This window comes from Chitinophaga flava (assembly GCF_003308995.1).
GTDB classification, from domain to species: domain Bacteria; phylum Bacteroidota; class Bacteroidia; order Chitinophagales; family Chitinophagaceae; genus Chitinophaga; species Chitinophaga flava.
In genome coordinates this window covers 1,975,979-1,989,444 of record NZ_QFFJ01000001.1, presented here as the reverse complement: position 1 = coordinate 1,989,444, position 13,466 = coordinate 1,975,979, and the positions used below count along the sequence as shown (strand labels likewise).

Below are 13,466 nucleotides of genomic sequence, written 5' to 3'. Positions count from 1 at the left end.
GTAAGCGCCTCAATTATCGTACCTGGGGCTTAGTCGGCTATGGAGCCGCAGGATAGGTTGATGACCGCACCGGTGATGGCACTTGCATTATCGGAGGCCATGAATGCGGCGGTATGGGCAATTTCACGGATAGCAGGGAGTCGTCGTAGCATGGTACCACTTTCCATGGCGGCTTTGAATTCTTCGGAATCTTTCATGCCCATTGCCTGGGTGAAGATGTTGAGTACATTTTGTACCATGGCTGTTTCCGGCATAGCGTTGGCGCGCAGGCATACTACTCTGATGCCGTGAGGGCCCAGTTCGGCTGCCAGCGTACGGGAGATAGATTCTATGGCGGCCCAGGCGGTGGCCATACCTCCTGCCAGTGGCGCTGCGAGCCTTGCTGGTGTGGCTGAAATGTTAAGGATGACGCCGGAGCCCTGTTTGATCATATGTCTGGCTGCAGCGGAGGCGGTGATGAAGTTGGAACGGGAATAGGTAACCACCGGCAACATAAAATCATCTGGCTGGAGGTCGGCCATCCATACGCCCTGCATGCCCTGCTGGGGTATGGAAATAGCGTTAAAGACGATGTCTATCTGATGGGCCTGATCCACTATTTCCTGGAGGTGTTGATTGACCGCTGCCTGATCGAGTGCATCTACGCTGGCGGTGAAAGCTTTTCCTCCATCGGCCTTAATCTCATTGGCCACCTGTTGCAGGGTGCTGATATTGCGTCCTGCGAGGTATACGACAGCTCCTTCCCGGGCAAAAGCACGTGCTACCGCACTGCCAATATCTCCTCCGCCACCATAGATGACGGCATTTTTGTTTCTCAACAGCATATTAATTGTTTTCTCAGTGATGAAATAAATCCGCAGTAAAAGTACGGGAAGATCTATCTTTATCACAGTGGCAAAAATGACATTCTGAGAGGTTGATATTGCCATGGTGTTGTTATGATTAACAGATAATAATTTGCAGTCTTATGCGTATTGCTATTTTGGATTATGAAAATGCTGTCCCTTCCAGTGTTGCTGGTCCTGCAGATATTCTGGCGGCGATGGCCCGTACTTATCCTTTGCTGACCGGTACGCCTGTCAGTATCCGTTTTGATATCGACTTTATCAGTGTTAAAGACAACCAGTTGTGGAGAAGGGCCATGAGCACCGTTGTGCCGGCAAAACTTCGCCGCCAGGAAGTGTATGATCTGGTGATTATTCCGGCGATGGAATCAGATAAAATACTGCCGGTGATACAACGGGAAAAGCGGTTGATAGACTGGCTTCGGCAGCAGCATCTGCAACAGGCCGAGCTGGCCAGTATCTGCGTGGGCGCTTTTATGCTGGGGGCTACGGGATTGCTTGATGGCAAATCTGCCACCACCCACTGGATGTTTGCAGACCGGTTTCGTAAAATGTATCCGCTGGTAGATGTACAGGATGATAAAATTATTGTTGATCAGGGCAGCATCTATACTTGTGGCGGTGCTTTCAGTTTCACCACTTTTATGATGTATCTGGTGGAAAAATTCTGTGGTCATGAAGCAGCGATCATCGCCTCCAAAATATTAATGATCAACATGCATCAGTTGCCGCAGGATTCATTCTCCATTTTCCGGCTACAGCATGGTCATGCGGATGATGTGATCAGTAAAGCACAACGGTATATCGAAAAAAATTATGCGGAATCTGTGAGCATAGAAGAACTGGCCAGTCAGTGTAATATGAGTATCCGTAATTTTATCCGGCGCTTTGAACAGGCTACCAGCAACACGCCACTGGCATATCTGCAGCGGGTGCGTATCGAAGCCGCAAAAAAACTGCTGGAGAACAGCCATGAAGGTATTGAGCAGGTAGCACAACGTTGTGGCTATGAAGACATGAGCTTCTTCCGGAAAATATTTAAGCGTCATGTAGCCATGACGCCTAAAGCATATAAAGATAAATATGGTAAAAACGGCCTTCGGCTTGTAGCTGCCGGCATGACCCAGGTGTGAGATTTCTCTCTGAAAAAAATAACAACAAACGGCAGGGCAAAAGGACGCAACAGGACTAAGGTTTGCCCCTAAGAACAAACAACTGCGTCCTGCCACTGGACTATCCCGGTTTCCCGGAAGCAGGAATCGAACCTGCGTTTCAGCTCCCAAACGAAGTAACCCGTTGCTACGGCACCCGCGCTGTTGTTGTATCCGGGTAACAAGTATGATGGGAGTGAGATTCATTAAGCGTGAAGTATCCCATCAAAACGACACCGGATTTTTATGTTGAATGCTTCTCTTTCAGAGGCATTATTGTTTGATGAAAAAGGGCAACAAACATGATAGGATTGTTTTTCAGTGACGGTGAAGTATCCAATCATAACGGCACCTTTTTTTATTGTACATACCCGTCATTGCAGGGTATTATTATCTGTTTAAAAGAACAACAGCAGCAGGGCAAAAAGGCGCAACAGGACTGTGATCTGCCTATAGCAGACTGCCTGCGTCCTAACCACTAGACCATCCCGGTTTCCCGGGAGCAGGAGTCGAACCTGCGTTTCAAGCCTGGAACGAAGTAACCCGTTACTAACGGCACCTGCCGCTGTTGTCAAGGGTAATAAGTATGATGGGAGTTTGTTTCTGGAAAAGAAGTATCCCATCAAAACGACACCTTTTAAGTTGAATCACATCATTAAAAGCAGGGCAATAAGACATAACAGGACTTATTTCTGTTGTTTACCACTAACTATCCCGTAGTTTCCCACAGGAGCAGGAATCGAACCTGCGATCTCAGATTCGCGAAGTAACCCGTTATTACGGCACCTGCCTTTTTTTGATGTAATATGTTGCCCGGACAGGATTCGAACCTGCATTTTCATTGCTGAACAGTATGGCTGTAAATACGCTTCCCTACTAACATTGAAGTGTTCGGTGCACTGTAAATTCTGATCATTGCAGGGCGTGCCCACAACGATATGATCCATACACTCCGCGGCTGAGTAATTTTTCCGCAGCTTTTTCCCTTTAAGCTACCGGGCCTGGTGGGCAGCGCGCCCTTTCAGCGCGCTGCATTGGGTAGTTAACAAAACCGGATGAAATATTTTACATCGTGATGTTGTGAATATGATCCAGTGCGGTCTGACCGTTTTCGATGGCATCCATTACTTCAAACACTTTATCACTCCATCCACCGATCAGGTGAACACCATTCTGTTGTACATCTACCGGTGCGGTACCATGTCCCTGCAGATCGAAGATGTATAGTTTGGCATTGGGTGCGATGGTTCGGTAACGTATCCATGCGTCATTGAAGGCGTTGGCCTGGTTGTTACCATGGCTGTTCCACATCTGACAGTCGGTGAAGAGCATGATTTTATCTGCCACATATTTTCTTGTGATCAGGTCCTGCAATACCAGATGTCCATTGGTGGAATAACCCACTTCTCCTTCTCTTTTGTAGAGAGCATCCACGTTGGCGAGGATATTATCTCCCGGCAGCGCGATGGTTTTCCATCTATCACCGAATATACCGTTGACAACATGCTGGCATTTATGCTGGAGCAGCATACCGAGCATCAATCCGATGTCGTAGCCTTTGATTTTGCTTCTTGGTGAGATCGGGAACTGCATAGATCCGGACACGTCGCAGGCAATTACCACACGGGTGTTGATATCGAATCCTTTCAGATGTTGTACGCTCTTTTTGACGGCTGTTTCCAGCGCCTGCAGGATACGTCCTGTCATACCATGTGGTACAGACTGTAGTTCGCGGTAAGCGGCCAGGAACCGGAAAGGCAGCTGTTTTGAATTCAGTACGGCCTTATCATCGGATAGGTGGTCGCACACTATTTTAATATGATCGTTGCTGACATTACTTTCCAGGATGTTGCGCAGGTTACGCAGGAGGGCCATATATCCCAGCTGGTTGCTGGTGATCAGTCCTTCCCATGCGTAACGCATGGCGTTCTGTTTGGCTGCTGCGGTGGCAAACTGCTGCTGCCCGGTGGCAGACAGGGTGGTTTCCCAGGTATAAGGCGTAGCCAGTGTATCGCTTACGATTTTATTAAACAGTTCCTGCTGCGCATCACTTTTGGCTTTTGGATGTACGAGGAACAGCGCGTCTTTCAGCGTGATAGCTGTCTGGCGGTTGTACTTCGCAAACTGATATTCGTCGAAACGGTTGAAAGCCTGTGCCAGTCCTTTTTGTACCTGTTTGCTCAGCTTATTCAGCTTTTTCATTTCCACACGCTGGTTAGCCAGGGTATAATAAGACAGCATTTCTGTGATTTCATCTGCACGTTGTATTACACGCGCTACTGTTTTACCTACCAGACTGTTACCGCTGTAGCGTTTCGCCATTTCTACTGCCAGTACCATCGGGATGCTGCGCAGATGCATTTTTTCCCGGGTGTATACAGCCAGTCTGGCTACGAAAGCAGGGTCGTTCTGGTCTATCAGTGCGCCGATACGAGCCAGTCTGTCACCAGCGCCTTCATAAAACTGATCGCTCAGGGATGCCGTTACTACACTGGTATACAGCGCCAGTTCCGGTGTCAGCGTGTATGCTGGCGCTCCTTCGTGATTGATTGCCTTTTTAGTGCCTTTGGTAGAAAGATTGAATTTCATATCGTTTTGTATTACTTTGTTATTGATGATACAAAGATGTCCCCCTATGTGCGCAGTCTTTTTGCGCAGATATTTTTTTTATTTATTTTTATTAAAATTTTTTTCCGATGCCTGTTAACCGTAACGCATTAATAAGATATAAAACCATTGATACCTGCCTCCGAAACCGCCGCCGGCGCTGGACTTTAGCTAACCTGATTGATAAAGTTTCCGAAGCTCTTTATGATTATGAAGGCATGGAGAAAGGAATCAGCCGTCGTACTATACAGGCTGATATACAAATGATGCGCAGTGATAAGTTGGGTTATAATGCACCTATTATTATAGTAGACAAAAAATATTATACCTACGAAGATGCTGATTACAGCATTACCAATATCCCGCTGAGTGATAATGATCTTACCCGCATGACGGAAGCAGTAGAGGTACTAAAACAGTTTAAAGGATTTACACACTTTCAGCATCTGAATGATGTGGTGCAGAAGCTGGAAGGCCACGTATATGCTTCTGCGCATGATCAGCGTACGGTAATTGATTTTGAGAAAAATGAACACCTGAAAGGATTGTCGCACCTGGCGCTGATCTATGACGCCATTATCCGGGAACAAACCCTGCTGATAAAATACCAGTCTTTCAAGGCCAAGTCGGCCAGCAGTATGCATCTGCATGCCTGGTGGCTGAAAGAATTTAAAAACCGCTGGTTTGTGGTAGGTACCAAAAATACTTCCGCAGCCATTGTTACGCTGGCACTCGACAGGATAGAGACCGTACAAATCGATGAAGCAGAACTTTACCGGCCTAACACCGGCGGATATACGCCCGAAGAATATTACAGACACGCCATTGGCCCCACTGTGTCGAATATAAAGCCGCAGCTGGTGACCATTCTGATCACACCGGAACATGCTCCTTATGTAATCACCAAACCGCTGCATCATAGTCAGCAGGTCGTATCTGTCAGTGAAGAAGGTACCGTGATCTCCATTGAAGTGGAACATAATTTTGAACTGGAGCGGGAGATACTGGGATTTGCAGAAGGGATGAAGGTATTAACACCGGAGAAATTGCGGAAAGTGATACAGTATAAGCTGAATAAGGCAGCAGGGCTGTACTAATAAAAGACAAAGCGGGTGTTCCAATTTTATGAAACACCCGCTTTGTTTACAAGAAAAGATTATCCCAGTTTTTCAATTCTGAAGTCGAGTCTTTTATCTTTCTTAAAGTATTCCATGATCATCACGGAACCACTTTTTGCAGGCAGTACCTGCATACGGCTGGCTTTGGATTTCAGCTCAATTTTATCTTTGGTGAATTTGGTACCGTTATAACGGATAGAGTTAAACGTTTTTCCTTTATAGTCAGCAGTTTTTTCCCAATCGCTGTAGCAAACCACAAAGTTGTTGTCGTCCGGATTGCCGGTGGTAAACTCATAGTCGAAGTAGCCCTGCATTTTAATGAGCATAGCCAGTGCGTGCTGGCTGTTGTAATCGGCCACTTCACCCAAAGCAGCGGTATTATCACGCTTCTCATAAATAGAAGCTCCTTTCAGCTTAAAGCTTTTATCAAATTCCATTATTACCAAATCAGTAATCACGATTTTGGTCACGCCGGCATTTCCAGGCCTACGGCCCATGACGCTGAGTGCTGTTAATGCAATACCTACACCATCGGCCTGTCTTTTATATCCTTCACCCACAACAAAGATCTTTCCATCAGGTGTCTGGATCAGTTTATGAACATACAGGAAGCCGATTTTATCGATTTTGCCTTTACTGTTGGTAGGCAGGTAATGCGCGATTTCCTTGTTCCAGCTGTTGTATGTTTTGTTTAATACTTTGCCGCTTGCATCCAGTTCGTAGATGGCGAGGCCTTTGCTGAAGTCTTTCAGGATATTGGCTTCTTTGTCGAAGTAACTGCCCATCACGATAAATTTACCGTTTCCTTTTGCCGGCAAAATGCTGCTGGGAACAAAGGTCACATCATCGTTTTCATCATCCAGGTCAAATACTTTTTTCTTTGTTTCGTGGTTAATACAAACCAGATGTGCAGTGCCGCTGCCGCTCATTTTCCTGTTTTTCTTGGTTACTTCCAGAAAGATCAGGCTGTCGGTAGCCATCAGGAATTCAGCCTGGGCAAAACGTTCCTTATCATCTTCCGGTGTGTATGTCCACATTTTTTTCTTGTCGGAAGAATATACATCCACTTCGTAGGTCACATCGCGGCCATCTCTCAGCGGCATCACGGAAACAAAACCTTTGGAGCCCAGTTCAAATACGTTCTGGTTCATACCTTCATCTGTATGCAGTGTTTCATACTGCTTCATCAGAGCATCGGTCTTTTTGGTATATGGCCGGGTGTAGGTATATTTCAGTTTACCATCCAGGTCATATATTTTCATTTCCAGGGTTCTGTCTTCTCCATTTTTAAAGAGGAAAGCCAGGGTATTGCCATTAAAGGAGGATTCAAGCAGACTTAATCTTTTAGTGTCTTCAAACTTGATATCCTTTCCTTTGTTCAGGTTTTCGTCGAGAATCTGAAGGGTGTATTCATTGGTTTTACGATCAATTTTATCACTCTGATAGAGATAATAATAACCTTTGATCTGGTCTTTATCGGTGATAGCGCCGCTGCTTCTCAGGTAAGCACTATACACTTTGTCAACGGATAATTTGGCTTGTGCCGATAGGGAATGGGCACCAAGGCTACTCAGCAGCAGTACTGCAGATAGTTTTCTAATCATGGTATAAGGATTATAGGTTACTGTTTTATAAAAAGTGCACTCTTATTTAATTGTTCTTTGAAGGCAGGGTAACTGCTCAGTTCTCCGGAATATTGCTGGAGATAATGATAACTTACTTCGGCAAACTCTTCCAGATAGAGGTTCTGGAAGAACTGGAGTACCAGGTTATATCCGGGCATAAATTCCGGAGCCGGGAGGTCTACCATTTTACCCAGGTTATGGGCTTTTCGGGCGGTGTAGCTGTTATTCATGATCCTGCCTATCTGTGTGACCAGGTATGGATCTTTTGGGTATTGTTGTAACAGTATAAGTGTGTGATAGAAGCTTTTGGAGTATTTCTCTGCCTGATAGGCGTATTCAATGATTTCGTATTTAAAGGTGTTTTGCAGGGCGGAGAATCTTTCTTTACCTGTCAGGAACAGTTGTCCTTTGGCAGATCCGTTTTGGGTGATGAACGGCTCCAGCAGGCGGATACGGGTTTGGCAGTCAGGGTGGGTTTTGAGAGAATCATCCATATCGCTTTTAGCTTTTACGGAAACACCTGCCCCGATGATACTGCTGCTTTTAGCAATCCATTTATCCCGGAAAGGGAAGTTGGCGGGGTTTAATTCCTTTTTGAAACAGGCGGCGATATCGATGGAGTCTTTATCAATTTCATCCAGCAGCTTTAATGCGGTGACAGCTCCGGAAAGGTCAAAGGCGGTGTTTTTCATCAAGGCTACGGCCATGGAATCTGCTTGTGATTCATGGTTTCTGCTGTGACGACGGTGATTAAAGGCCACCTTTTTAGTGAGCTTCTCCAGCAATTCCCTTTTGCGGAATTCGGTATGTTTTACTTTACGGAGTTCCTGTTGATAACTAGCACTGTTGATGGTACTGATATATTCTGAAATGGCGTTGTCACTGTGCTGCAATACATAGTGGGCTATCTCATGGCATAATACAAAAGCGGCCTGACTTTCGTTCTCCAGTTTTTCGAAGAGGCCCATATTAAAGAGGATGATTCCTTGTCCGATGTAACTGGCATTGGGTTCGCTGGTACGGGAAAAGTAGCAGTGCAGTGGATATGCTTTGAGGGAAGGATTTCCTTTTACAATAACATCCACCAGGTCTGTCATGTATTTGCGGGCAGGTTCGGCTGTATAGATCTCTTTCCGGTCGAATACACCTTTTATATGCTCCCATCTGGAGTTATACACTTCCTCGTAATCCTTGCGGTATTTTGATGGGAGTGCAGAGATAGTGAGCGCAGTTTTGTGTTGCTGTTCAAACTGGGCGGTCAGTTTGTTGAGCATTGGTTGGTCTATGGTAGCTGGCGTAAATGGGGCGTGTTGTCCCGCTACGGAACCTGCCATCAAAAAAATAGCACTAAACATTGACAGTACAAATCGGGTAACAGTTGACATACAACAGGTTATAGGTACACTGGGATAATGGGGCAAATATAGCCAAATAGCAGAAAGGGGCTTGTGAATTTTTGCATAAAGGTATCATGTGGCTGATGTGTATCCAGGAGGGTCTTTAAAAGCAGAAAGCCGGCCCATGGGCCGGCTTCATTTCTCTCAAAACATTCCTCTTTTAATTTCTGTATACTCTTACATAATCCACTTCCATGGTATTGCGTGTGAAAGCGGGATCGATGGTGCCGCCAAAAGTTCCGCCCATGGCGAAGTTGAGTAGAATAAAAAAGTCGTGGTTAAAAGGCAGTCCTGCTGCGTTGTTGAAGGTGAAGTAAAGTTTATCATCTACATACCAGCGGAGCTGTTTGGGAGACCAGTCCAGTGTATATTTATGGAAAGCTCCTGTTTCGTTGGCTACCATGGTGGTGCCACCGTCGGCATTACCGCCGGCATGTCCGGGATGATGTACTGTTCCATAAATTTTCTGTGGTTCATTGCCTTTATGTTCCATGATGTCTATCTCACCGGAAGCAGGCCATCCAACGTTGGAGATGTTGCTGCCCAGCATCCAGATGGCAGGCCAGGTGCCGCCGGCAGCGGGGAGTTTAGCGCTTACTTCTATTCTGCCGTAGGTGAAATTAAATTTGCCTTTAGTTAAGAGCCGGGCTGACGTATAGGCCATACCGTTATAACTCTCTTTTATGGCATTTATTTTCAGTGTACCGTCTGATACTACAGCATTTTCGATCCGGTTAGTATAGTACTGCGCTTCTGCATTACCCCATCCGTTATCACCGTTGCCGATATCGTAGCCCCATTTTTTAGGATCGGGGGCGCCGTCGTTATTAAATTCATCAGACCATATCAGTGCTGTTGAAACGGGCACCACTACCGAAATGGTTTTAGCGAGCGTAAGACCATCGGCGCTTTTGGCGGTGACGTTAACGGTATATGTATGTTCTCCCGGTGTGTTATAGGTATAACTCGTATATCCGTTGGCGGTAGTTTTAATATATCCGTTACCGAAGTCGTAGTCAAAACTTACGGCATGGTCGGCGGTGGCGGTAAAGGTTACGGTGCCGGTGCTGTCCTGGCTCACGGTGGTACTCACGGAGAGGTTGAGCGGCGCTACTTTCTCAGCCGGTTTGGTGTCTGTTTTTCCGCAGCTGGTCAGGCTGACCAGCAATGCCATCATTATTCCTGTGAACTGTTTCATATGCTATTGTATTGCTATAATTTTTACATACCAGGCTCCCGGGTCCTGTACACAACGAAGGGTCATATGGGTATCGGTTCTTTCGAGCACCTGGAATTTATGTGTGCCGAGATACATGCCCATATGTCCTTTCACGGGGAAGGTGATAAACTCTGTGGTAGCGCTGCCGTCATATCCGAATGTTTCGGTGTATTCAGCGGCTTTGGGACCGGTGAGGGTGTAGTCGCCGGTACCGGTGAGGGTCGGATCAAAATCCTTCAGGTATTCTTTTTTACCAAAGAGGTCGTTGTTGGTGGTATGAGTGAACACGTTGCCGTTGGCATTAAACGTATATACGTCATCGTAGATACCGAGACCGTCTTTTTCGTTGGGGGCAGCTGCCCACCAGGCGGGTGTGAACACATCGGCTGAAGATACGCCCAGGTGGCCGGGAGCGTCTTTATCTACCCGCCATTTTTTGATGCCGTTGTTGGTCAGCATTTTTACCAGATCGGGGTTGGGGGTGAAGGCGCGGTATATTTCTACGTCTACGGTGCTGGAGCTGGAGATGCCTGCTTTACCGGAAGCGATTACGGTAATGGTGAATTTTTTGGTGCCGGTATGTTTATAACCATAGGAGATGCTGCTGACAGTGCCGGTTTTAGGCTGCTGGCCATCGCCGAAATCTACTTTGTAATTATAGGCATGTGCTGAGTTGATGCTCAGCTGTATGTTACCGGTCCCGTCGCCATAGGGATGGGTAGCGTCTTTCCCGTTGATAGTGACGTTGAGTACCGGTTTGCCTGGCGTGGTAAGATCGCCGAAGCTATAATCATTTTTGTCGCAGCCGGCAGCAAACAGGAGGATGACAGCCAGCAGGAACGGATATGTGATAGATCTGATCATGGTCGATGTGCAATTAGTTGGTTAAAACGATGTCGTCAAACAGTATCGTGTAGTTCTGGCTACCATCGCCGAGGGTACCGTTGTCGAGGAAGAAAAGGATGTTCTGCAGTCTCTTGCTGTTGTCAGTGATTTTACTGCTGAAGTCGAAGGTTAGTTCTTCCCAGGTGTTAGCAGTGGAGGTAACGGCTTCCACGTTTTCCATGAAAGAGTTGTCGCCGGACCTTTCCAGTTGCAGTAATACACGAAGTCCTGGCCGGAAGGAATATACTTTCACCTTGAATTTTTTATTGCTGGTGAAATCGAGCGGACTGCTCATGGAGATGTAATTGCCGGCCCAGGTCTGGTCTTTTGTTTTCACGATCTTACCCACAGTGGCGCTGGTGTTGATACCGGAAGGGTAAGGGTTGGGGATGATGGTGGTGTTGCTGCCGCCAAAATCGCCCCAGGCGTAGTTAACATCTGTTTGTTCGAAGGTCATGGGCAGGATGAGCGCATTGTAGATAGTTATATCTTTTGTGGTGCTGGTGCTGGCAGCACCTCCGCTGAGGGCTTCCACTTTTACGGTGTATTTGCCGGCGCTGGCGTAGGTATGTGTAACACTGGCACCTTCGGCTATGAGTACGGGTACTTCATTGGCCGCATCGCCGAAGTACACTTTAAATCCACCAGTGGCATACAACGCGGAGGCCGACACGGTAAGATCGTGCAGGTTGGCGTTGGCAGTGATGGCCAAGCTTTCAGGTGCCCTGAATGTTACAACCAGTTGTTTGATAGTTTCTGATTTCAGTCCGGTGATGCCCGTGGCCACCACTTTCACGGGGTATGTCCCTTCTTTATAGATGTGGGAAGTGTTTTGTCCGGGCAGCACATGGGTAGGCGAGGTGGAGGCGGGGGTATCACCAAAATAGATATCGTAGGCAGTGGCTCCGGCGCTGTTGGGCGTGATGGTGACCAGGCCGGAGTTATCGTTGCTGATGTTGAAGTTGATGGCCTGGTCTGCAGGCGCGGTGCCTGTTTTCAGGAAATCGGTATTATCAAATTTGTCTTTGGTGCAACTGCTGCCGGCAAGGGCTATCAGCAACAGGAGCGGTTTATAGCTAAGTTTGTTCATGCGATGGAGTTTAGGCGATTAGTAACCTGGGTTTTGCGGCAGCTGAGAGATGTTCACTTCCAGTTGCGGGATAGGGAACAGTTCATTTTTACCTGCTTTAAAACCTGTGATAATGGTGGCGGCACGACCTGTTCTTACGAGGTCAAAGAAACGATCACCTTCCATGGCCAGTTCTAGCCTGCGTTCGTCCCAGATGGCTTGTTTGAGGGCTGTGCCGGAGGCGGTAACATCGTGGAGGTTATCGCGGAAAGCGCGGCGGCGTACTCTGTTGAGATAATCCCTGGCTTTGGCATCGTTGGCAGTAGTAGCGCGGTTGTTGGCTTCTGCGGCCAGCAGCAGCACTTCAGCAAAACGAATGGTGCGGTAGTTGTTGAGATAGTTGAGTTCTGGCTGACCGGAAGTCTCACCTTTGCGGGGCAGATACTTCTGATTGTACAGACCTGTATTTTTGTAAGGAGCTACCTGATAGGAGATATTGTACTCGGGGTGGGCAGTCTTATATGCTTCGATATCCAGGATGGTAGCGTCTTTGCGCTGGTCGCCGGCGGCATATGCATTGGCGAGGTCCTGTGAAGGAAGGTTGGTACTCCATCCTGGCGCATAGGGACTGGAACCGTTGAGGCCACGGATACCGCATTGTTGTACGGCATAGTTGCCCTGGCCGCGGGTGGCGGCGCCCCAGTTGTAGTAAGGGAAGAGGTTGGAGTATTGTATTTCAAATACAGACTCAGCACCGTTTTCACCTGACTGCAGGAAGATATCTGCGAAGTTGGGCACCAGGTTAAAGGGCCCGTTGACCACGTTTTCCAGCATGGTGGCAGCAGCATCGAATTTATTCTGATAGATCAGTACTTTACCCAGCAGCGCCTGTGCGGAATAACGTGTCACACGGCCTGCCTGCGGATTGGAGGTAGGCAGCGCAGCGATAGCGGCGTTGAGGTCTTTTTCAATCTGGGCATATACTTCCGCCTGTGGTGATCTTTTGAGGGTCCTGGAATCGGACATGTTCAACCTTCTCTCATAAAACAGCGGTACATCACCAAAAAATCTCACCAGGGTGAAATAATAATAGGCGCGCAGGAAATACACTTCTCCGTAAAGCGCATCTTTACCGGAGAAATCAACGCTAAGACCAGTCGGGTTCTTATCCTTATACTGGGTGAGGTAGTTGGCGCGGTTGATACCTTCATAAGCCGACTTCCATATTTCGGTGAGGTAGTCGTTATTAGGTGTATGGGTATAGTCGTCTATCTGTTGCAGGCCCAGTACGTCTGAAGCGTTTTCGCCACCGGTAACGGAGTTGTCGGAAGCAATATCACCGATAGGAACGGTCTGGTTGAGCCATTGCAGCGGGGAATAAACGCTGACCGTCATTGTCTTGTAATCGTCAGTCGTTTTGAGATAATCCAAATCGGTGATGTTATAGTCTTCATGCGGGTCGTAGTCTACCCATTTTTTACAGGAGGACAGCAGCACGATGGTGATAAACAGTCCGGTTATATGCAGTAAGTTTTTCATTTTCTTCTTTT

The 13,466-nt window shown here is 47.3% G+C and carries 11 protein-coding genes; 3 read left to right on the top strand and 8 right to left on the bottom strand.

From position 1 onward, the window contains the following. Window positions 1–29: 29 nt before the first annotated feature. Window positions 30–929 carry an SDR family NAD(P)-dependent oxidoreductase gene (locus DF182_RS07965; RefSeq protein WP_211327078.1) on the bottom strand — a complete coding sequence of 300 codons (900 nt, stop codon included), beginning with the start codon at window positions 927–929 and terminating at the stop codon, window positions 30–32. A gap of 38 nt (window positions 930–967) precedes the next feature. Between DF182_RS07965 and DF182_RS07960 the strand changes: the two genes are divergently transcribed. Further along, entirely contained in the window at window positions 968–1,978 is a 1,011-nt protein-coding gene (locus DF182_RS07960; RefSeq protein ID WP_113615115.1) for a GlxA family transcriptional regulator, read from the top strand. A gap of 320 nt (window positions 1,979–2,298) precedes the next feature. Beyond that, entirely contained in the window at window positions 2,299–2,478 is a 180-nt protein-coding gene (locus DF182_RS07955) for a hypothetical protein (protein ID WP_113615114.1), read from the top strand. Window positions 2,479–3,061: 583 nt separating this feature from the next. On the opposite strand, the gene DF182_RS07945 is transcribed toward DF182_RS07955, so the two are convergent. Beyond that, window positions 3,062–4,585 carry a TROVE domain-containing protein gene (locus DF182_RS07945; protein ID WP_113615112.1) on the bottom strand — a complete coding sequence of 508 codons (1,524 nt, stop codon included), beginning with the start codon at window positions 4,583–4,585 and terminating at the stop codon, window positions 3,062–3,064. A 107-nt stretch (window positions 4,586–4,692) separates the two neighbouring features. On the opposite strand from DF182_RS07945, the gene DF182_RS07940 reads away from it, so the two are divergent. Continuing rightward, the gene (locus tag DF182_RS07940) at window positions 4,693–5,700 is read left to right on the top strand and encodes a helix-turn-helix transcriptional regulator (RefSeq protein WP_113615111.1); all 1,008 of its coding nucleotides are present in this window, start codon (window positions 4,693–4,695) and stop codon (window positions 5,698–5,700) included. Window positions 5,701–5,759: 59 nt separating this feature from the next. Here the strand turns inward: DF182_RS07940 and DF182_RS07935 are convergent, their stop codons facing one another. The 6 genes from DF182_RS07935 to DF182_RS07910 all read right to left on the bottom strand — a co-directional run bounded on the left by DF182_RS07935 (window position 5,760) and on the right by DF182_RS07910 (window position 13,455). Further along, window positions 5,760–7,325: a DUF6770 family protein gene (locus DF182_RS07935; protein ID WP_113615110.1), complete on the bottom strand. Its 1,566-nt coding sequence runs from the start codon at window positions 7,323–7,325 to the stop codon at window positions 5,760–5,762. Between the two features lie 17 nt (window positions 7,326–7,342). After that, the gene (locus DF182_RS07930) at window positions 7,343–8,731 is read right to left on the bottom strand and encodes a M48 family metallopeptidase (RefSeq protein WP_113615109.1); all 1,389 of its coding nucleotides are present in this window, start codon (window positions 8,729–8,731) and stop codon (window positions 7,343–7,345) included. A 172-nt stretch (window positions 8,732–8,903) separates the two neighbouring features. Further along, entirely contained in the window at window positions 8,904–9,941 is a 1,038-nt protein-coding gene (locus DF182_RS07925) for a family 16 glycosylhydrolase (protein ID WP_113615108.1), read from the bottom strand. 3 nt (window positions 9,942–9,944) lie between these two features. Continuing rightward, window positions 9,945–10,826 (bottom strand): PKD domain-containing protein, encoded by an 882-nt coding sequence (locus DF182_RS07920; protein WP_113615107.1) that lies wholly within the window; start codon window positions 10,824–10,826, stop codon window positions 9,945–9,947. A gap of 13 nt (window positions 10,827–10,839) precedes the next feature. Next, window positions 10,840–11,937 carry a PKD domain-containing protein gene (locus tag DF182_RS07915; protein WP_113615106.1) on the bottom strand — a complete coding sequence of 366 codons (1,098 nt, stop codon included), beginning with the start codon at window positions 11,935–11,937 and terminating at the stop codon, window positions 10,840–10,842. 18 nt (window positions 11,938–11,955) lie between these two features. Beyond that, entirely contained in the window at window positions 11,956–13,455 is a 1,500-nt protein-coding gene (locus tag DF182_RS07910) for a RagB/SusD family nutrient uptake outer membrane protein (protein WP_113615105.1), read from the bottom strand. Window positions 13,456–13,466 lie beyond the last annotated feature (11 nt).